Source organism: Mesoplasma grammopterae ATCC 49580 (genome assembly GCF_000701525.1).
GTDB classification, from domain to species: domain Bacteria; phylum Bacillota_I; class Bacilli_A; order Mycoplasmatales; family Mycoplasmataceae; genus Mesoplasma; species Mesoplasma grammopterae.
This window is the reverse complement of sequence record NZ_JNJC01000005.1, coordinates 1-22,873: the sequence shown is the minus strand read 5'-3', so window position 1 is coordinate 22,873 and position 22,873 is coordinate 1. Positions and strand designations below refer to the sequence as shown.

Annotated in this window: 14 protein-coding genes and 3 rRNA genes; 1 reads left to right on the top strand and 16 read right to left on the bottom strand. The window is 31.2% G+C overall.

Annotated elements, in window-relative coordinates; all coding sequences use genetic code 4:
* Positions 1-12 precede the first annotated feature (12 nt).
* Entirely contained in the window at positions 13-1,968 is a 1,956-nt protein-coding gene (gene oppF, locus T314_RS0102015) for an oligopeptide ABC transporter ATP-binding protein OppF (protein WP_029511958.1), read from the bottom strand.
* Entirely contained in the window at positions 1,968-3,677 is a 1,710-nt protein-coding gene (gene oppD / locus T314_RS04150) for an oligopeptide ABC transporter ATP-binding protein OppD (protein ID WP_029511957.1), read from the bottom strand. The genes oppF and oppD overlap by 1 nt, the downstream gene beginning before the upstream one ends.
* 77 nt (positions 3,678-3,754) lie before the next feature.
* Between oppD and T314_RS0102005 the strand changes: the two genes are divergently transcribed.
* Entirely contained in the window at positions 3,755-4,168 is a 414-nt protein-coding gene (locus T314_RS0102005; RefSeq protein ID WP_029511956.1) for a hypothetical protein, read from the top strand.
* 142 nt (positions 4,169-4,310) lie between these two features.
* Here T314_RS0102005 and T314_RS0102000 read toward each other — a convergent pair whose 3' ends face one another.
* The 14 genes from T314_RS0102000 to T314_RS0101930 all read right to left on the bottom strand — a co-directional run bounded on the left by T314_RS0102000 (position 4,311) and on the right by T314_RS0101930 (position 22,760).
* A complete protein-coding gene (locus T314_RS0102000; protein WP_029511955.1) occupies positions 4,311-6,653 on the bottom strand; it encodes an ABC transporter substrate-binding protein in 2,343 nt (780 codons plus the stop codon).
* A 20-nt stretch (positions 6,654-6,673) separates the two neighbouring features.
* Complete coding sequence (oppC, locus tag T314_RS0101995) at positions 6,674-7,630, bottom strand: oligopeptide ABC transporter permease OppC (RefSeq protein ID WP_029511954.1); 957 nt, start codon at positions 7,628-7,630, stop codon at positions 6,674-6,676.
* Between the two features lie 14 nt (positions 7,631-7,644).
* Positions 7,645-8,850 carry an oligopeptide ABC transporter permease OppB gene (gene oppB / locus T314_RS0101990; protein ID WP_051612884.1) on the bottom strand — a complete coding sequence of 402 codons (1,206 nt, stop codon included), beginning with the start codon at positions 8,848-8,850 and terminating at the stop codon, positions 7,645-7,647.
* 492 nt (positions 8,851-9,342) lie between these two features.
* Positions 9,343-10,779 carry a pyruvate kinase gene (gene pyk, locus T314_RS0101980; protein ID WP_029511952.1) on the bottom strand — a complete coding sequence of 479 codons (1,437 nt, stop codon included), beginning with the start codon at positions 10,777-10,779 and terminating at the stop codon, positions 9,343-9,345.
* A gap of 50 nt (positions 10,780-10,829) precedes the next feature.
* On the bottom strand, positions 10,830-11,801 hold the full coding sequence (gene pfkA, locus T314_RS0101975; RefSeq protein ID WP_011183071.1) for a 6-phosphofructokinase: 972 nt from the start codon (positions 11,799-11,801) through the stop codon (positions 10,830-10,832).
* Positions 11,802-11,925: 124 nt separating this feature from the next.
* Positions 11,926-12,762, bottom strand: a complete 837-nt coding sequence (locus tag T314_RS0101970; protein ID WP_029511951.1) for an SDR family oxidoreductase — start codon at positions 12,760-12,762, stop codon at positions 11,926-11,928.
* A 16-nt stretch (positions 12,763-12,778) separates the two neighbouring features.
* Complete coding sequence (locus T314_RS0101965; protein WP_036237513.1) at positions 12,779-13,618, bottom strand: SDR family oxidoreductase; 840 nt, start codon at positions 13,616-13,618, stop codon at positions 12,779-12,781.
* 72 nt (positions 13,619-13,690) lie between these two features.
* Positions 13,691-14,170 (bottom strand): MerR family transcriptional regulator, encoded by a 480-nt coding sequence (locus T314_RS03890; RefSeq protein ID WP_084322462.1) that lies wholly within the window; start codon positions 14,168-14,170, stop codon positions 13,691-13,693.
* Between the two features lie 8 nt (positions 14,171-14,178).
* Entirely contained in the window at positions 14,179-15,141 is a 963-nt protein-coding gene (locus tag T314_RS0101955) for a GMP reductase (RefSeq protein WP_029511948.1), read from the bottom strand.
* A gap of 199 nt (positions 15,142-15,340) precedes the next feature.
* On the bottom strand, positions 15,341-16,180 hold the full coding sequence (locus T314_RS0101950; protein WP_029511947.1) for an HAD family hydrolase: 840 nt from the start codon (positions 16,178-16,180) through the stop codon (positions 15,341-15,343).
* A 72-nt stretch (positions 16,181-16,252) separates the two neighbouring features.
* A complete protein-coding gene (locus T314_RS0101945; protein ID WP_029511946.1) occupies positions 16,253-17,845 on the bottom strand; it encodes an ATP-binding cassette domain-containing protein in 1,593 nt (530 codons plus the stop codon).
* Positions 17,846-17,941: 96 nt separating this feature from the next.
* Positions 17,942-18,049 (bottom strand): 5S ribosomal RNA (gene rrf / locus T314_RS0101940).
* A gap of 64 nt (positions 18,050-18,113) precedes the next feature.
* Positions 18,114-21,028 (bottom strand): 23S ribosomal RNA (locus T314_RS0101935).
* Between the two features lie 207 nt (positions 21,029-21,235).
* A 16S ribosomal RNA gene (locus T314_RS0101930) occupies positions 21,236-22,760 on the bottom strand.
* Together the 16S, 23S and 5S rRNA genes form the textbook arrangement of a ribosomal RNA operon.
* Between the last annotated feature and the right edge of the window lie 113 nt (positions 22,761-22,873).

Here is a 22,873-nt window from a genome sequence, read left to right as displayed (position 1 = left end):
TCAAAAATATTTTTATTTTTTCAAAGTTTTTTTAATATTTTTAAATTCACGGTTATTAGCCAACACAAAATGGTCTTTAGATATTTCAACAAAATCAGGTGTATCAAAAATGTAATCATAATGTTCTTCTTCAGGTTTATATTCAATTAAGTTTTGACCAAAATTATATTTTGGATCTGGCACAGGAATTGCTGATAATAAACTTTTTGTATATGCGTGAAGTGGATTTTTAAATAATTCTTCTGCTTCAGCCATTTCAACTATTTTTCCATGATAAATAACAGCTATTCGATCTGCAATAAATTTAACAACTGATAAATCGTGAGTAACAAATAAGTATGTTAAATTATATTCTTCTTTAAATTGTTGGAATAAATTTAATACTTGAGCTCTAATTGAAACATCAAGTGCTGAAATTGGTTCATCAGCAATAATGATTTTTGGTTTAATTGCTAAACTTCTAGCAATTCCAATACGTTGTTTTTGTCCACCTGAAAATTCATGAGGATAACGAGATAAATGTTCAGGAAGTAATCCAACAGATCTAATTAATTTTAAAATAATGTGTTTTTTAACATCACTAATATTTTCAATTTGGTCAATAGTAATTTGATTATCTGGATGTTGCTCATTATGTTCTTTAACATATAACATTTTGGCTTCTTCTGATTTATATAATTGAGGGAAATTATCAATTCCTTCTGAAATAACTTCTTCAACAGACATTCTTTCATTTAATGATGATCCAGGATCTTGAAAAATCATTTGAACATTTTTTCTGTTTTCTCATTTTTGTGCTTTAGTTGGTGTACCAAATAAATATGAATTATTAACAAGTTCATCAATTGATGGTAATTTTAAGAATTCAATCAATTCTTTAATAGTTTCAATTTCTCTATCAGTTAGCGGGTATTCCTTATTTTGTCATTTATAGTATTCTAAAACTAAATCATGTTTTATTATATATTTATCAATAAGTTCTTTAGATTCTTTATCATTTAAAAGTTCTTTTACCTGCTTATTAGCTTCTTTTGAAGGCTGAATATTATTCTTTTTAGTGGTCTCATAAGCTTTTAGAAAAGTTGATTTTGATACATATAATAAATCATGATATTTTTTAAGTATTCTATCTTTGTGCTTACTTGGAGCAGATAAATCAAAATTTTGTTTTGCTAATTTATGTGCAATTTTAATTCTTCTAATAATTCTGTCTTCATTAGTTTTAATTAAATCCAATTTTTTAAAGCTCATTTCAATTACTTTTAAAAAGCTAGTTGTATCTTTTGATTTAATTAAGCTTCTAACTGCTTTTTTAATTTCATCAATATCAAAAAAGTCTAAACTTATTTTGTCTTTTAATTTTTCTACAATATTTTTTGTATCATCACTTTTAAGAATAATTGCTTCTTCAAGCTTTTCAGAAATTTCTGGAACAAATTCATGTATACCATATGTAAATTGATTAATTCGATTGAATCCTTTAATAATGTCATTAATAAATTTAAGATTTTCTCTAGTTAATTGGTGTGCTAACGAAATTGAAGAATATCCAAATTCTTTAGCTAAATTTGCTTCTTTTAATCCCTCAGGATTATCTTTAAATTTTTCATAAACTGTTTTTAAATTTAAAATAGTTTTATTCACATAGTTAGATGAAATTGAATATTTTGAATCTAATAATTGAATTTTCTTATTAATATCTTTATTTATTGTATAAATTGAAGTTGGCTTACCTGCAATAATTTGATCATCCAAATAAATTGATCCATCTTTTAGTGGTTGTACACCAGCAATAGCTCTACCAATTGTTGTTTTTCCTGATCCTGATTCACCAACAAGTCCAAAAATTTCTTTTCTATAAATATCAAAAGAAACACTTTTAACAGCTTCAAATTTTCTACCTTTATTTCTAAATTCGATAACTAAGTCACGAATATTAATTAGTACATTTTTATTGTCCTTTAACATTAGTTATCCCCCTTTTTTGGTTTAATATTTTTATCTGCATATTCATGTAATAATCATGTTTTTGCATAATGTGTGTCGCTAACTTTGAACATTGGTGGTTCATACATATAATCTATTTTTAAAGCATATTTATTTCTTGGTGCAAATGCATCTCCTTTAATTTCATTAAATAAGTTTGGTGGAGTTCCAGGAATAGAATATAATTTTTCTCCTTTAACACCAAGCTGTGGAAGTGATAGTAATAATGCTCATGTATATGGGTGTTTGGCATCTTCAAAAATTTCTTCTGTTGTTCCAATTTCAATAATTTGACCAGCATACATAACTGCAACTCTATCAGCAATATTTGCAACAACTCCTAAGTCATGAGTAATGAAAATTACTGAGAAGTTGTATTCTTTTTGTAAGCTTTTAATTAGTTTTAAGATTTGAGCTTGAATAGTAACATCAAGTGCTGTTGTAGGTTCATCACAAATTAAAATTTTAGGTCTACAAGCTAATGCAATTGCGATAACAACTCTTTGTCTCATTCCTCCTGAGTATTTACCAGGAATATCTTTATATCTTTGTTCTGGATTTGGAATTCCAACTTGATCTAATAATTTAATTGCTTCTTTTTTAGTTTCTTCTTTACTTAATTTTAATTGTCTTCTAAGTATTTCAGATAATTGAAATCCAACAGTCAATAATGGGTTTAAAGAAGTCATTGGGTCTTGGAAAATTGTAGCAATAGTTTTTCCTCTAACTTCACGTAATGCTTTATTACCAACATTTTTTCTTTTAAAAATTGGAGCAGAAACTATTCTTCAGTCTTCCATTAAATTTGAAAAGTGTTCTTCGTTTTCACCATTAATTTTTTTATCCTTAGCAATTTGATCAAAAATGGCTTTTAATTCTTTTTCAAATTTTAAAGTATAAATTTTTTGAGCAAAGTTAGTATTAATTTCTTCTATAAACTCAGGGGTAAAAGCATTTTGATTCTGGATATTGCTCTCAATAGCAGGAATTATTTTTTTTATTACAGCCAATTCTGTCATAGATAAAGCTTTAACTTTTTTAGTTTCGATATTAATTTCTAATATTTCTTTTTCTAATTTCTTTATTTCATCATTTCTTAAATCATCTTCAAGAATTATTCGTTTTTTAAATTTTAAATCTTTTAATTCTTTTTCTAATTGTGATAATTTTTGCGCATCTTTTCTTTTTGTAAATTCAATTGATTTTGATTTTGCAATTTCATTTTTTTCTACTACATTACTAATTTTTAATTCAATTTTGTCTAAATTTTGATTAATAACATCATTAGATTTTTCTAAAGGATTTAATTTTAAAATTTCTTTTATTTCTTTATTAAGTTTTTTAATTTTATTTAAATTAGTTTTTGTAATAAATTTAATAACACTTTTTTCAACAATTGAATTTTCAATTTCAACAATATTAACTGATTTTTTAAAGAAAGTTAGATCATCATCTTTTGATTTTTGATTTGGTTTATAAATAATTGAACCATCACTAATTCAACCATTACTTTCAATCATTCCTGTAAAAGTCTTAGTAATTACTGATTTCCCTGATCCAGATTCACCTACTAAAGCTAAAATCTCACCATCATATAAATCAAAAGAAACATTTCTAATTGCTGTTAAAACACGACTTCTAACTCTAAATTTAACTTCTAAATTTCTTACCGATAAAATTTTGTTTTTCATATTTTCTCCTTTTTTTATTTATAGATTTGATAAAATGATTAAATATATTTAGTATGAAACTAACATTGAGGTAGAACATGGATAAAAATAAATTTAATTCGTCTGATATAAATGATAAAGAAATAATAAAACAAGCTAAGTACAAAAGCTCTAAAAAACTAATGTGATATGATTATTTAATTGTTCTTTTTATTCCTTTGGTTTATGTATTAATAACATATTTTATAGCTAAATTTGCAATGAGTAATGATAAGAACTATTGAGAATATTTCATTACTCTTGGTTTTGCAATAAGTCTAATTGTTTCAATTGCTACAGGTTGATTAAGAAACAAACAAACAGCTAGTTATTATAATAATAAGACTAAACGATATGATTCTACTTTTTCTGAAGATGAAGGTATTCGTAGAAGAATTAACAAAATTCTTTGATTAATAACTCTAGTTCTTTTAATTTGTAGTATTATCTTTTGAATAATCAGTTTAGTTTAAAAATATTTAATAGAAGCACGTAAGTGCTTTTGTTTTTCATTAAAGTCATTATTAACTTAAATGGCTCTAATGAAAAACAAAACAAGTTTTATAACTTAATTTGTTTTTCAACTTGTTCAATTAAATAATAGTTAAACTAATATTATTTTTTGAATAAGATATTTCCTTGTTTTTTATCTTTTGTGTTTGCTGTTAATACATCTTCTTTAAATTGTGTTGCTATTTGATCATTTTCTGATTTTGTTAGCAATTCATTATTTTTTTTCAATAAGAATGTTCTTTGATTTGAGTTACCATAGTTTGCACGACCAATTGTATAGTTTCTTGTGTATGAAACAGTGAATTTTCTATATTGATCTCTAATGAAGAACGGCATTGATAAGAAATCTTTATACAGTAAGTTGTATTCTTGTTCAGCAAATGCTTTATATCTTTTTGTTGTATCTAAAATTGTTGAATCAATGTTATCAACAGCAGTTGAATAATTATCAAATGCCTTAACTGTTTCATCATACCCACTTGCTTTTAGTTCATCATTTGCTTTTGCTAATCTATTTGATCCTGTGTATCCACTCATATCACCAGCAGTTTTCATTGTTGATAAGTATGTATTTGGATCTGCATAATCAGGTCCTCATCCAGAATATGCTAAGTCATATCGATAATTATTATTTAATGCTACATATTCTGCATGTGTTGTTGTTGTTTTTTGATCAATAGCAATTGGATTATTAGCAATATTATTAAAATTTTGTAACATTGCACTCATAAATGGAGTTGTTGTTGTTGCTCCAGTTGGTGAAAGTATAAATGTTAAATGAACTTTATTATCTGCTCCTTTTACTATTTTATTTTCGTTAATATAGTTATTTATAGAAGTAATTAATTCTTCTCTTGTTTTACCAGTATAATCTTCAGAGCGATTTAATAATGCATCTTCTCCTTGCACATAACTTTTTGATGTAATTGTAGTTTCTGGATTTACTTCTTTTGCTTTACCTGCAGCTACTTCTGCGAATGTTTCAACATAATCCTTACCATTATCAACAGCAGTATTAGCAGAAGTATAAACGTTTGTAATGTTTTTTGAAGTAGCAAAATCTTGACCCGCAGTTTTTGAATCAAATTTACTACTAAAATAGCTGGCAAAGTAAGATCTATTTAATCCAGTTGCTAAAAGTGCTCTAGCGTCTTTACTTTGTAATAATTTGCTTGAACTAATAGCAGCTTGTTTTTCTGATGCTGTTCCCATAGTATAATTATTATTTACGTAGTTAAAGTTTAATGTTCATGAACTTGAAGGTGTTGTTTCTGCAACATATGTTCTATCAAATCTTGGTGTTTCTCATTCAGAACCAATGTATGTTTGTCATCCTTTATCATCATTTGGACTTACAACAAATCCATCAATTTCTCCTGCTTCAAACATATCTCTTGCTACACTTGAAGAAGTTGAGTTAACAACGTTTATTCAGTTAATTGTTTCAATTGATGTTCTGTCAGCAAAATGATAATTTTCATTTTTTGTAAAAATAATTTTGCTATCCAAATTTACTGTTTTAGCAACATACGCACCACTATAAATATCAACGGGTGCTGAGTTTTGACCAGCTGTTTCCGCAACTTCTTGTGCTATTGGTGAAAATGCTCCATATGTTAAAACTGTTTCAAAGTAAGGTGCTGCTTTTTTTAGTTTAAATTCTACAGCACGAGTTTTATCATCTGTAATTAAACCAAATCCACCTTTTGCAACTTCAACTGTTTTTTCAACAGTTTTTCCATCTTTATCTTTTATCTTATAAGTAATAGATCCAGATGCATCTTTAAAACTATTAATTTCTTTCTTAATTTCTAAGTAAATATCATAAGCTTTTGCATCTTGAGGAATATGGTTGATTTCACGATTTTCAGCACTAACTTTTGCAGTTAACACTTCTTCCAATACATCAGCATTTAAAATAAATGTTTCTCATAATCCTGCAACCTGAGATTGGTTATTTCCATTTAATACATAAGCAGCAGTTCTATCAAAATCAGTTGCCGCAAGTTTTCTTACAACTGTGCCATCAGCTTTTGATCAAGTTGCATTTTCTCTAACTTTATATTTTCAATCAGCATAATCAATTTTAGCAGCGCTTTCTTCAGTTGAATTATCATTTCCTACATAAGTGCTTCCTTCAACAGCATATCCTGATTCTAAAGCATCACCATATGTTCTACCATATTCATCTACTGCTAATGCTCCTGCATATAAATCAGATATAAATATACTATCAGCTTCCATTTGGGTATAAGCTGAGTTTCAACTTGTTGGTAATGTTGTAAAAAGTTGATCTAACCTAGTTGTATCTCTTTTTCTTTTTGCAATTTTATCCAAATTTCCAGTTCCAGCACATGAAACTGTTGCAATCGATGCACTTGAAACTATTAAACTTATTGCTAACAATCCTGCTAAACCTTTTTTTGATTTAAATTTCTTTTTCATATTGTTTTCTCCTTTTTCCATTATCTATGTGTTTTTGGGTCTAATGAGTCAGCTAAAACTTTTCCCATTAAATAAAATAATAATGATACTCCACCAACAAATACTAGTGGCACTATTAATAAATGTGGATTAATTTGTCATGATGAATCTGATAAAACTTCATTTAAAATTGATCCTAATGATGCTTTTGTTCTATCATCTGGTGAGATAAATCCAAATCCTAAATATGCTAATGATGAATCAATAGCAATTGCTTCTGGAATTGCAAAAGCACATGTTTGAATAATTATTGGTAAAATTTTTGGCATAATGTTTTTTCTAATAATTTTTGGTCCTTTTGAACCTAAAATTTGAGATGCAACGTTATATTCTGTATTTTTAGTTAAAACAATTTGTGTTCTAACTAAACTAGCTAAACCAATTCAACTAGTTATAGATATTGCAAACATAACTACACCAATTGTCTTATTTCCAGCTATAAATATTATTACAAGTCATAAAATAAGTGCGGGAATTAAAGAAATAAATCTAGTTAATTCAATAAAAAATAAATCATATTTTGAGTAGTATCCTCAGATTGCACCAATTATAATTCCAATTGTAACTTGAATAACAAATATCGCTGCTGCAAATAAAATTGTTGTTCTTGAACCTATTCATACTTTATTTCACATGTCTTCACCAGTCTTACCAGTACCAAATCAATGTTCTAAAGAAGGTGCTTCTGGTGTTTTTGGTGGTGATCCAGGAATAACGGCAGGTTCACCTACTGCGATTGTGAATGACATAATAAGAAAGGCTACAATTAATATAAAACTAATTAAAAATGTTGGATTTGTAAATGCTTTTTTAAATACTGTATTTCAATATTTATAAGGTTTTGAATAAATATGTTCAGCTTCCTCATTGTTTGCGCCAACAACTTCAAATAGTGATTTATCTATTTCATATTTTTCTAAAATACTTAAATTTTCCATTTTAACTTTCCTTTCTATGACAACTTAACCCTTGGGTCTAATATTGCTAATAATAAATCTCCTGCTAAGATACTTACGATGCTAGCAAATGCAGATAATACAACAACACCCATGATTAAGAAAATATCTGATGCACTGATGGCATTTATAACAACATTACTCATTCCTTGAATATTTCATGTTCTTTCAATTAAAAGACTTGATCCGAAGACTGATGCAATAAATACAGCAGGTATACTTCTTACCATTCTAATAAATGCATTTCTAAATACATGTACAAAGAATATGTATTTTTCATCCAATCCTTTTGATAAGGCAAATTTTCTATAATCAGCTGTCATTTCATCAACAACAAATCTTCTTGTTGTAATAGTGATACCTGGAGTTATGAATAATAATAATCCAATTACAGGGAACATTTTTGTACCAATTCCACCAAGTTGTCATTGAGTACTTCCACCCATTTTTAATGAGATTTCATATAATATTTTTATTAAAACTAAGCTTGGTAATGCAATAATAACTAAGCTTATACCGTTAATTAAACTATCTTGTGGTTTGTCTTTTTTGATAGCAGCATATATTCCTAATGGTATTCCTATCAAGTAGGCAAGTATCGTTGCAACTGTTCCTAGAATAAAGGAAACTCCCATTGTTGAAGAGAAAACTTCAGTTACCGGTGTTCTTACCGGTTTGATATTTCCGCTAAGTATTAAACCTAAATAAAACATTTTTGTAACAGGTGTTGAAATAATTTCCCCTGTTTCAGTTAAAGTTGGGTTTGTTTGAATGGTTTTAGGAATAAATGGAGTAATGTTTCTTAAGTAAATTAATATTTGATGTAATAATGTTCCATCAACTCCAAGCATTTTCTTTCTTGTGCCTAATATTGTATTATATTTGTCATCTCCAATTTGAATACCAAGTTTAGCAAACATTCCACTAATGTCCATCAAGTATGTTTCATCTTTTACAATAAAACTGATCATACAATAAATTACTATTACTGCTGCATACATTGTTATTAAAGCAAAGAAGATTCTTTTAATAGAATAAAATAGCAATGGATATCTTTTCTTAAATTCATAAAATATTTCAAGCAAATTGTTCATATAGAATTTTGATTTAACAAAAATATTTTTTTCTCTTTTTGATGAAGTAACCGTTTCACTAACGCTCTCTATTAGTTCTTCAATACCTAATTTCTCTTTCTTTTCCACAATTCACAACACCCCCTTTTTTGATAAAATACAAATTTAAATATAAAAAAAATAGTTTATATCTAAACATATTTTTAAAATTTGTATTAAATTGTGAATATTTTGTACTTTAAAAATATTCTAATTTAATATCCTGCAGCTTTTTTAATGCGCATTTTATTAAAATTAAAATTATTAAAAAAAGTATTTTTTTGAGACACAAGAGCGTCCCAAAAAAATACTTGAATATTGAACAAATGACTAAATGAACTTAAGTATCTCATAGGCTACTCCTTATCTTAAAGATAGATAGTACACAAAAAAATGTTAAAAAAACACAAAAAATTATTTTTAATAAAAAATTTATATTTTTTTATTCTTTTAACAGTTTTTGAAAACAATTTGAAGTTTTTTTAATTTTTAAAAGAAATTAAATTATATAATTAGTTTAAAGTGCTCTCATAAAATTAATTAAAAAAAATCTACCTTGCGGTAGTTTTTTTATTATTTTAATTAAGCTACTGTAATTTCACGAATATCTTTGTTTCTTACAACTAAGATTTTTGATCCTGATTTTGCACCTCATAATTTTGCAATTTCTGAGATTTGAGCAACATTTTCTTCTAATTCTAATAAGTTAGCAGTTTTGTTCATGAAGATTGAGTGTCATACACCAAATGCAGTTCATAATCTTTCTGATTCACTTACACCTAAAATTGTTACATTTGGTCTAAATTTAGAAATAGTTTTTAATAAAGCTCCAGTTCTTGATAAAACAACAGCAAATTCATATTGTCCATCACGAGTTCTTTCAGCTAAATCCATTGCAATATCTGCACGTGGTCCACTAGTTGAGTTTTTAGCGTTTTCTAATTGAGTTTGGTAATATGCTTTTTTGTAGAATTCTATTTCAGCACGTTTGTTGATTGTTGCCATTGTGTTAACAGTAATAAATGGGTAATCACCAGCTGCTGATTCTCCAGATAACATTGTTGCATCTGCTCCTAATTCAGTAGCAAAGTAAACGTCAGTTACTTCAGCTCTTGTAGGTGCTGGGTTTTCTGTCATTGTTTCTAACATTTGAGTAGCAACAATAACAACTTTACCTGCTTCACGACATTTTCTGATCATTATTTTTTCTCAGTATGGTACGTCGTAGTAAGGAATTTCTAATCCTAAGTCACCACGAGCAATCATAATTCCATCTGATGCTTCAATAATTGCATCAATGTTGTCAATTCCAACTTGTGATTCAATTTTTGAAATAATTTGAATATCTGATCCATTAGCTTCTGCTAAAATATCACGAATTTCTTTTACATTTTCAGCTGAGTTAACAAATGATGCAGCGATGTAGTCAACACCTTGTTCAACTCCATATTTAATATCATTGATATCTTTTTGAGCTAAGAATGGCATTGAGAAATCAACACCTGGTAAGTTAACACGCTTGTTAGTTTTTACTAAGTGGTTATTGAAAGCAATAGCTTTAACAACACCTGGTTTAACTTCTTCAACAGTCATTTCTAATTTACCATCATCGATTAAAATTGTATCACCAATTTTTAAATCAACTGACATGTCATAAGCAACAGTCATTTCTCCTGATAAACATTCTTTGTTTTTGAATGATTCAGCATCTGTGTAAATTGTAATCGGTTGATTTGCAGTAACTTCTTGTTTTCCATCTACAAATTTACCAACACGAATTTCAGGTCCTTTTGTATCTAATAAAATAGAAACAGGTTTTCCTAATTCTTCTCTAACTTTTTTAGCTCCAGCAATTCTGTAACCTTGTTCTTCATAATCACCGTGTGAAAAGTTTAAACGTATTGTTGTCATTCCATTTTCAAATAATTCTCTTATTTGTTCTGGTTCATTTGTTGATGGACCAGTTGTAGTAATAATTTTAGTACGTTTTACACGTGCTTGTAATTCTTTCTTGTTCATTTTATTTTCTCCTATGTACTTTTTCAATATATATTTTAAATTATTTTTTCCTATTTTGATATCTTTGCGTTCAATAATCTTATTTTTTCGATAAATTCTGTCTTATCTGGCTTTGGCATATTCAATGTTGACTCGATATCTCTTGCAACAAGTTTGTTTTCACTTAGACCAATGTAAAGTCCACCTTTACCTTCAATTAATTTTTCAACTGCATAAATTGCTGCTGTAAAAGCTAAATAGCGATCCATACCTGATGGGCGTCCACCTCTTTGAACATGTCCTAAAATTGTTGCTCTAGTTACATAACCACTTGCTTCTTCAACTTTTTTTGCCAATTCATTAGCATCAAGTTGTTTTTCACTAATTAATATTATTAAACTTCTGTGGTTTGCTTCTGCAAATTTTTTAGCTTGTTCACATATTTGTTCAACAGTTAGTTTACTTTCACTTGGTGAAAATATTTCTGCTTGAGTTGCAATAGCTGCATAAGTAACTAAATCTCCACAACCATTTCCCATAACTTCAATTACGGCAGCACGATTGTGTGATTGCATAGTATCACGCACTTTTTCAACTGATTCAATAACTGTATTTAATGCTGTATCAAATCCAATTGTGTAATCGCTTGAAACAATATCATTATCGATTGTTCCTGGTAAACCAATACAGTTTATTCCCATTTCAGTTAATCTTTGAGCTCCCATGTAGCTTCCATCTCCACCAATAACAACTAATGCTTCAATGTCATGTGCTTTTAATTGATCAACTGCTTTTTGTCTTACACTTTCTTCTTTGAATTCTGGTAATCTAGCTGAACCTAAAACAGTCCCACCTTTTGAAATAATTTCTAAAGCAAATTTAGAATCTAATTTTTCAAATCAACCATTAATTAAACCTTTATATCCATCTCTTACACCATAAACTTCAATACCTTGTGCTTCAGCTGCTTTAACAACTCCAGCAATGGCATTATTCATTCCAGGTGCATCTCCTCCTGAAGTTAAAACTCCAATTCTTTTCATATTACCCCTTCTTTCATAAAATAAGAATACCTACTAATTATACTAAACATCCTTTTTTATTGCTTTATCTTTTTGCAATAAATGTGGAAATAAATAATAAAAAAACCAACATAGTTGGTTAGTTTTATCTTACATGTAAATCAGTTGCTTCAGTTTTAAGAATTTCCATATCTTCTTTGATTTGTTTTATTTTATTTTCAGCATATTCATAAGAATCTCTTCCTGTGAAAATGTGAACTGGAGGTACTTTATCACCTTTAGTAATGTCGATTATAAAATCACAATATCTTTCAGGATCTCCATCTTGTTGCTTATCAAAAGAAGCTAAGTTAGTAAATCATTCATCTCTTCCTGATTTATAGTCTGAAATTGTTTCTTCACCAGTAATTAAAGAACCTGAACTTAAGAAGTTTGTTCTAAATCCTCCTGGTTTGATGCATGAAACTGTTATACCTAATGGTTTTAATTCATGACTGATTGATTCAGTTCAACCATCAGTAGCAAACTTAACAGCTGCATAAGTACTATTATAAGGAACACCTACATATCCTCATATTGATGAAGTTGTAAATATATGTCCATATTTTTGTTTACGCATTACTGGTAAAACTGAACGAGTTACATTAATTGTTCCAAAGAAATTTACTTCGAAACATTCTCTTATTTGTTTATCTGTTGATTCTTCAAAAGTTCATAATTGACCATAACCGGCATTATTTAATAAAATGTCAATTGACCCGAATGCTGATACAGTTTTTGCTACTGCATCATCTATTTCTTTTTGATTTGAAAGATCTACTTTTAAAGCAAGTAAATTTTTATTTGCGCCTAATTCATCAACTAGTTTTTGGGGATTTCTAGTTGTAGCTGCAACTTGATGTCCTTGCTCTAAAAGTTTTTTTGTTATTCCTAAACCAAACCCTTGGCTTGCTCCAGTAATAAATCATACTTTGTTTTTCATTTTTATATTTCCTTAATTAATTTTCAAAATGTAAGTTTGTTGCTTGTGCTTCTAAAGTATCCATATCTTTTTGAACTGCTGCAATTTTGTTTTTAGCAATTTCATATGAATCTCTACCTGCAAATATGTGCATTGGTGGAACAGAATCTTTTTCTGTTAAACCGATAATAAATTCTGCATATTTTTGAGGGTTTCCATCTTGGTAACCATTTCATGATTTAACTGTGTTAACTCATTCGTCTCTACCTGCTGCATATTCTTCAATTGTAGATTTTCCTGTTTGTAAAGAATCTGAAGTTAAGAAGTTTGACCTTACTCCACCAGGTTTAATACTTGAAATACTAATTCCTACAGTTTTTAATTCATGGCTCATTGATTCTGCGAATCCATCCAATCCAAATTTAACTACAGCATAAACACTGTTGTAAGGAACAGTACCATATCCTCAAGCTGATGATGTAATGTAAATATGTCCATGTTTTTGTTTACGCATTACTGGTATAACTGCATGTGTCACATTTAAAGTACCAATTAAATTAGTTTCAATGTTACCTTTTACATCTTCCATATCAGTTTCTTCAAAAGTTCACATTTGTGAATAACCTGCATTGTTTAACAATACATCAATTCCTCCAAATTTTTCAACTCCTGATTCAACTGCTTTTTCAACAGCTTTTAGATCTTTAATATCTACTGATAATGCTAATAAATTTTCATTAATTCCAATTGCTTCTTCGATTTTATCTTTATTACGGCTTGTCGCAATAACTTTATGTCCTTTTTTTAATAATTCTTTTGTAACTACTAATCCAATCCCTTGTCCAGCTCCTGTTACGAATCATACTTTATTTTTCATTTTAAAATCTCCTTTATATGATTATAAATTGATTGTAAAACATTATAGTAACTATAAGGCAAGCAAAAAATGTTATTTTAATTTTTTTTGTATAATTTCTTCAAAATTAACTGGATTTCATTCATCCAATATATTTTCTTCAAGTATTTTTTTGTAGTGTTTTTCTTTACTTGTTAGCAATTCAAGTTCAGATTGTAAGCCTTTAATTTTTGAAACTAATTCTTTCTTTTGATCTTGGATTATCTTTAGTCTTTGAGGAACGGTTGAATCACCTTCCATACATAAATTTATATATTCTTTTATATTCTTGATTTCCATTCCAGCTGATCTTAGCAAGAAAACCATTTTAAATCATTGCAAATTTTCAACTGTTGTATATCTGTAATTATTATTTTCTCTTTCAAAAAATGGCAATAAACCTTTTGAATCATAAAATCTAATTGTTTGTTCAGAAACATCAAATATAGTTGCTATTTCTTTAATACTTAATTTTTGTTTTGTAATTACTTTTATATTTTCATTTAATCTTTCACTATTTGTTAAATTATTCATTTTCAAAATTAAAAGTTACTTGTTTTTAAAATTACGTAGTCTACTTTTTTAATAGCTTTTAATGTTTTACCACCTGCATATGAAATAGATGATTGTAAATCTTCTTCCATTTCTTTGTAAGTGTCCATTAATTTTCCACGTACTTTAATAAGTTCTTTTTTCCCTTCTACGTATCTTTTTTCACCTTTGTTATATTCACTTGCACTTCCATAATACTCTTTAAATAAAACATTATCAACTGTCACATTTTTTCCTGGTGATTCTTCATGAGCCGCAAATAAACTTCCTATCATGCACATTGTTGCTCCAAATCTAATTGATTTAGCAATATCACCATTAACTCTTAAACCACCATCTGCAATGATTGGCTTTGTTGCAGCTTTACTACATCATTTAATTGCTCCAAGTTGTCATCCACCTGTTCCAAAACCTGTTTTTAATTTAGTGATGCAAACTTTACCTGGACCTACACCAACTTTTGTTGCATCTGCTCCTCAGTTTTCTAAATCTCTTACTGCTTGTGGAGTTGCAACATTACCAGCAATAATAAAAGTTTGATCTCCCATTTTATTTCTAATGTGTTCGATCATTTCTTTTACACTATTTGCATGTCCATGAGCAATATCAATAGTTATATAATCTGGTATTAAGTTTAATTCAGTTAATTCATTAATCAATTTAAAATCTTGTTCTTTAACACCAACACTAATTGATGATACTAATTTCTTTTCTTTCATTTTTTTTATAAATGAAACAGCATCAAAATCAAATCTATGCATTACATAAAAATAATTTTTTTCTGCTAACATAACAGACAATTCTTCATTTATAACTGTTGCCATATTTGCGGGAACAACAGGCATTTTAAAAGTATGTTTCCCTAGTGTTACAGAAGTGTTACATTCACTCCTTGAATTTACAACACACATGTTTGGTATAAGTTGAATATCTTCATAATCAAAAGCGTACATATTTTTTCCTCTTAAATTCTCTATAGTTCTATTATAAATAAAAATACCTATTTTTTACAAAATAAGTATTTCTAAGATATATGATTCATCCGCTATTTAAAAAACAGGATAAAAATAAGGAGCTAAGTATTATAATTTTAGTCATTAAAATTTACTATTCTTTTTTCTTATTTATTACAATTAAAATGTTTTTAAATTTTTATTTTTTAAAAATTTTGTCATTAATGTATCTTGCTACACCGTCTTGATAATTTGGGTATTCAGTAATATCATAGGCTGTTTCTTTTAATTCATCTAATGCATTTTCCATAGCTATTCCATAATCAACTGCTGCTATTAAAGGAAAATCATTGTAACTATCTCCAAAACCATAAGTTTCATATTGACCTGTATTGTCTAAATATTTATTAATTATTTCAACAGCATATCCTTTATCAATATCTTTTGGGGCAATGCTTATTACTCTGTTATGATAATTATCAATTCTGTAGTCATTTCCATATTTTGATTTTATTTTATTAAAATGATGTAAATAAGTATCTAAATCTGTTCCTTTTTTAGTTATTATAGAAATACTTACGATATCTTCTACAATTTCATTTGATTTTGAAATAACTTTAAATTGTTGCTCCATAATTTCTGCTCATTTTTTAGTGTTTTCTGATTCACCAAATGAATATACAATTTCTTCAGAAGCAAAATTAACTTTGCATTCTTTTTCTTCATCAGCTTCTGTGTAATATAAATCAAATACTTCATTAATAATGTTTTTGTCTACTGTTTTATTTAGTATATATTTTCCAGTTTTAAAATCAAAAATTTGAGCTCCATTATTACCAGCAATAATACCTCCAAGCTCATCAATTTTTAATTGTTTTGCTATGTTTTTTAAGTTTTTTAAAGTTCTGGCTGTAACTGGAATTAAGTAACTTCCATTTTCATAAATATTTTTAACTGTGTTAATTGTGTAATCAGAAAACTTGTAATCATCAAATAATAAAGTTCCATCACAATCACTAAATGCTATAATTTTTTTCATATTAACTCCTTATGTATTTAAGATATTTTATCAAATAATTTAAATAAGAATGATAAATAAAATTTAAATTGATTATTTTATATGAATTGTCCCATTAAATAATTTATTTTTTATATTTGATGTATGTGAAATAAATAAAACTGTTAAATCAGGATTTTTCAAAATAAGTTCTTCAATTAATTCTGCATTTTGTTTATCTAAGCTTGCTGTTGGTTCATCTAAAAAAATAATTTTTTTATTTGATAATAAAGCTCTAGCAACCGAAATTCTTTGTATTTCACCTTTTGACAGTTCTTTACAACTAAACGTTAAAGAATTATTATTTTTTAAAACTAGTTCATTTAGATTTACAAGGCTTATAACTTTTTGGATTTGACTATCAGATATTTTATCATCAAACAATGTAATATTTTCTTTAAAAGATGCATCAAAGATAGTTGTATCTTGTTGTACATAATAAATCTTATCTCAAAGTGCATTACTTTCTATTGTGTTAAAATTAATTTTATTATTTCAAAGTATTTCACCGCTATAACCATTAAAAGTTCCGAAAAGAATTTTTATAAGCGTACTTTTACCAACTCCACTTCTACCATGAATTAAATATTTATCACCTTTATTGATTTCTATATTCAATCCTTTATATAAAGTCACATCATTTATTTTTAGTTCTAAATCTTTAACTATTAATGATTTGAAGTTTTCTAATTTTAAATCATTAAAATCTTTATGATCATAATCAAACTTTGAAAATAATTCTCTGCTTCCTAAAGTACCAAATAATGAACCTAATGCTGTTCTTGCATTTACTAAAAAGTTACCTGCTAATTGAGGGACTGCAAAAACCATACCTATACTTCCTAATTTATAAGTTGCTAAAATAACAGTTAGTAACAACAATCCGATTTGACAAAAAATACTTATAAAATTTATTCCTGTCATTTGTAAATTTTCTAATGTTTTATTCTTTTGCTTATAATTTTCTAAATCCAAACTTTTTTCATTAATCATTTTTTTAAAAAGTTCAGTTTTATTGTTATAAAGAAGCTCTTTATATCCAGATATTGTATTTTCAACTTTAGCTGAGAATTCTTCTTGTTTTGTAGAAACTTTATTAATAGTTTTAACCATTGATTTTTGTAATAAACTAGGAATTATCATTAAAAGTAATAATGCAAATATTGTAGCTAAACCAACTATTCAATTTAAAATAAAAATTGCTATAATTGACAAAATTGCTGTTAAAAATGTATCAATAAAATCAAATGTGCTTTCAAAATTTTTAGCTTCTATTTGATTTATGTCATTTGTATATCAACTGATAAAATCTCCATTATTTTTATTATTTAAATCGTTTAAATCTAAATTAATTATTTTATTTGAAATTCTTTGTCTTAAAAGTAAATTAAAATCTTTAATTATTTTATTTTTCACTTGTTTTTGAAAATAACCAAAAAATATACATATTGAAAATGATATTGCACAAATTATAATTAAAATAAATAATCTGCTTGTTTTTTCAGTTTCTCCATTAATAACATCAACTGCAGTGTTTACAATAAAACTTATAACATAACCACTGAAAACTAAACCCAAAGCCGATATAAAAGATAATATTGTAAAAAATAAAATACCTATTTTGTTTGTTTTATAAACCTTCCCCATTTTTCCACCTTTTTCTATTTAGGAAAGATGTTACTCTTATAAAACAATAAAATCAATAATTAAATATAAAAAAGAACCTTTTCAGGTTCTTTCATAAACTGGCAGCGTTCTATTTTCTCACAATGCAATATCGTCGACGCTGTAGAGCTTAACTTCTGTGTTCGGTATGGGAACAGGTGTGACCTCTACGCTATGACCACCAGATCTTTTTTTAAATTGTTCTCTGAAAACTGGATATTAGATGATTACATACTCAATTGCTTCATTTTTCTAAAATTCTCTCGATCTATTAGTAATGGTTAGCTTAATGCCTCGCGACACTTACACATCCATCCTATCAACCTCATAGTCTATAAGGGATCTTACATTCTAAAGAAATGGGAAAATTCATCTTAAAGGAGGCTTCTCGCTTAGATGCCTTCAGCGATTATCCGTTCCACACATAGCTACCCTGCTGTGCCACTGGCGTGACAACAGGAGCACCAGAGGTGTGTCCATTCCGGTCCTCTCGTACTAGGAACAGCTCTCTTCAATTTTCCTACGCCCACAACAGATAGGGACCAAACTGTCTCACGACGTTCTGAACCCAGCTCGCGTACCGCTTTAATGGGCGAACAGCCCAACCCTTGGAACCGACTACAGCTCCAGGATGCGATGAGCCGACATCGAGGTGCCAAACCTCCCCGTCGATGTGAACTCTTGGGGGAGATCAGCCTGTTATCCCCGGGGTAACTTTTATCCGTTGAGCGACGGCCCTTCCACACGGGACCGCCGGATCACTAAATCCTACTTTCGTACCTGTTCGACTTGTAAGTCTCACAGTCAATCACACTTATACTTTTGCGCTCTATGCATGATTTCCAACCATGCTGAGTGTAACTTTGAGCGCCTCCGTTACATTTTAGGAGGCGACCGCCCCAGTCAAACTACCCACCAGACACTGTCCTTAACCCGGATAACGGGTCGAAGTTAGAAATCCAATATAACGAGGGTGGTATTCCAAGGTTGACTCCACTGGCCCTAGCGGTCCAGCTTCAAAGTCTCCCACCTATCCTCTACACGTTATACCAAATTTCAATATCAAGTTATAGTAAAGCTCCACGGGGTCTTTCCGTCTAGTTGCGGGTAACCGGCATCTTCACCGGTACTAAAATTTCACCGAGTCTGCAGCCGAGACAGCGAAGGGATCATTACGCCTTTCGTGCGGGTCAGAACTTACCTGACAAGGAATTTCGCTACCTTAGGACCGTTATAGTTACGGCCGCCGTTCACCGGGGCTTCAATTCGAAGCTTCGCTTGCGCTGACTTCTCCTCTTAACCTTCCGGCACTGGGCAGGCGTCACCCCCTATACTTCGTCTTGCGACTTAGCAGAGAGCTGTGTTTTTGCTAAACAGTTGCCCCTCCCTCTTCACTGCGGCTCAACTTGCGTTGAGCACTCCTTCTTCCGAAGTTACGGAGTTATTTTGCAGAGTTCCTTAGCTACAGTTATCTCGCTTACCTTAGGATTTTCTCCTTGACCACGTGTGTTCGTTATAGGTACAGGCTACTAGTTATTAAGTTAGAAGCTTTTCTTGGAAGCGTAGGGTCATGTACTTCGTTACTAGGCGAACCGTTCACTCCTCATAACACTTCAGCGTTTAATACAACACGGATTTGCCTATGTTGCCGCCTTTGTGCTTAACCCAGGACATCCATCACCTGGGATACACTACCTTTCTCCGTCACTCCATCACTAACTAGCAGGTACAGGAATATCAACCTGTTGTCCATCGACTACGCCTTTCGGCCTCGCCTTAGGTCCTGACTAACCCTGGGTGGACGAACCTTGCCCAGGAAACCTTGGTCAAACGGTATGAATGATTCTCACATTCAATCGTTACTCATGCCGGCATAATCACTTCTAATCGTTCCACCAGTCCTCACAGTCTGACTTCATCACAATTAGAACGCTCCCCTATCACTGTATTAAAAAATACAATCCGTAGCTTCGGTATTAGGTTTAGCCCCGGTACATTTTCGGCGCAGAATCACTCGACTAGTGAGCTGTTACGCACTCTTTAAATGGTGGCTGCTTCTAAGCCAACATCCTAGCTGTCTGTGCAATTCCACATCCTTACACACTTAACCTAAATTTAGGGACCTTAGCTGACGATCTGGGCTGTTTCCCTCTCGAGCATGGACCTTATCACCCATGTTCTGACTGCCGAGTATCCGACAATGGCATTCGGAGTTTAATTCTATTCAGTACCCCTAGGTGGGGCCATCATAGATTCAGTGCTCTACCTCCATTGTGGTAAACCTCGACGCTATACTTAAATATATTTCGGGGAGAACTAGCTATCTCCGGGTTCGATTGGAATTTCACCGCTAGCCACAAGTCATCCGCGGTCATTTCAACGAACGTCGGTTCGGTCCTCCATTTGGTTTTACCCAAACTTCAACCTGCTCATGGCTAGATCACCCGGTTTCGTGTCTAATGCAACGTACTAAACGCCCTATTAAGGCTCGCTTTCACTACGGCTCCGCATATTCTGCTTAACCTCGCACGATACATTAACTCGCCGGCTCTTTCTACAAAAAGCACGATATCACCCATTAACGGGCTCTATCTTCTTGTAAGCACATGGTTTCAGGAACTATTTCACTCCCCTCTCGGGGTACTTTTCACCTTTCCCTCACGGTACTGGTTCACTATCGGTAAAATGGGAGTATTTAGGCTTGCCGAGTGGTCTCGGCGGATTCCGACAAAATTTCACGTGTTTCGCCGTACTCAGGATCCATCTAAGAGATCAACACATTTCGTATACGGGGGTATCACCCTCTATGCCGTTACTTCCCAGTAACTTCTACTATATGTTGATTTTGTAACTCTAAAAAGATGTCCTACAACCCCAGCCCGTAGACTGGTTTGGCCTCTTCCGCGTTCGCTCGCCGCTACTAACAGAATCATTATTTATTTTCTTTTCCTCTTGGTACTAAGATGTTTCAGTTCCCAAGGTTCCCTTCTCATAAGCTATGTATTCACTTATGGATAATACGAGATTAATCGTATTGGGTTTCCCCATTCGGATATCACCGGATCAAAGCTCACTTCCAGCTCCCCGATGCTTTTCGCAGGTAATCACGTCCTTCTTCGGCTCCATTTTCCAAGGCATTCACCATGTGCCCTTACTATTTTTTAGAAAAAATCTTAAAGCAATTGATAATTGATTCAGTAAAATTTATTTTTATTTGTTAAAAATTGTTGATTTATTTTAATCTTTTACAATGCTTTTCATCTAATATTCAGTTTTCAAAGAACAATTCTCTTTCAGAGATTATATTTAAATAATCCCTGAAAACTAAATAGAACATATAATAGTCAATCTGTTTTGTTTTTATCTCCATAGAAAGGAGGTGATCCATCCGCACGTTCCCGTACGGATACCTTGTTACGACTTAACCCCAATCGCTAGTCCTACCTTGGGACGCGCCTTCCTTACGGTTAGGAAACGTACTTCTGGTATTACCAACTCTCGTGGTTTGACGGGCGGTGTGTACAAGACCCGAGAACGTATTCACCGCGACATAGCTGATTCGCGATTACTAGTGATTCCGGCTTCATGAAGTCGAGTTGCAGACTTCAATCCGAACTGAGACCGACTTTTTGAGATTAGCTCCCCCTCGCGAGATTGCGACTCTTTGTATCGGCCATTGTAGCACGTGTGTAGCCCAGGACATAAGGGGCATGATGATTTGACGTCATCCCCACCTTCCTCTAGCTTACACTAGCAGTCTCGTTAGAGTCCTCAACTTAATGTTAGTAACTAACGACAAGGGTTGCGTTCGTTGCGGGACTTAACCCAACACCTCACGGCACGAACTGACGACAACCATGCACCACCTGTATCAATGTTAACCTCCACTACATCTCTGTAGCTTTGCACTGTATGTCAAGCCCTGGTAAGGTTCTTCGTGTTGCTTCGAATTAAACCACATGCTCCACCACTTGTGCGGGTCCCCGTCAATTCCTTTGAGTTTCACTCTTGCGAGCATACTACTCAGGCGGAGTACTTAATGCGTTAGCTGCAGCACTGAGGTAATCCCCAATACTTAGTACTCAACGTTTACGGCGTGGACTACTAGGGTATCTAATCCTATTTGCTCCCCACGCTTTCGTGCCTCAGCGTCAATAATCAGCCAGTAAGCCGCTTTCGCCACTGGTGTTCTTCCATATATCTACGCATTTTACCGCTACACATGGAATTCCGCTTACCTCTCTGATATTCTAGTCCCGCAGTTTTCAAGGCGAACCGGAGTTGAGCTCCGGGCTTTAACCTCAAACTTGCGAAACCGCCTACGCACCCTATACGCCCAATAAATCCGGATAACGCTTGCCACCTATGTATTACCGCGGCTGCTGGCACATAGTTAGCCGTGGCTTTCTGGTAAGGTACCGTCAAGATAAGAGCATTTCCTCTCCTATGTTTTCTTCCCTTACAACAGAGCTTTACAACCCGAAGGCCGTCATCACTCACGCGGCATTGCTTCATCAGACTTTCGTCCATTGTGAAAAATTCCCTACTGCTGCCTCCCGTAGGAGTCTGGGCCGTATCTCAGTCCCAATGTGGCCGATCAACCTCTCAGTTCGGCTACGTATCATCGCCTAGGTGGGCCTTTACCCCGCCTACTAGCTAATACGCCGCATCCTCATCTTCTAGTGATCCAAACGGATCTTTGAATGTTTTCTCATGCGATAATAACATCCACATGCGGTATTACCTTTCGTTTCCAAAAGTTATCCCCCGCTAGAAGGTAGATTAGATACGTGTTACTCACCCGTTCGCCACTGAGGTGCAAGCACCTCCGTTCGACTTGCATGTATTAGGCATGCCGCCAGCGTTTATCCTGAGCCAGGATCAAACTCTCATTTTAAATTACTGTTTTGATTCTGACTATTATATTTTTTTGTATATTATTCTGTACTCAATTTGAAATTGTTACAGGATTGTACAATTGTTGTTCTATTTAGTTTTCAAAGATCATTT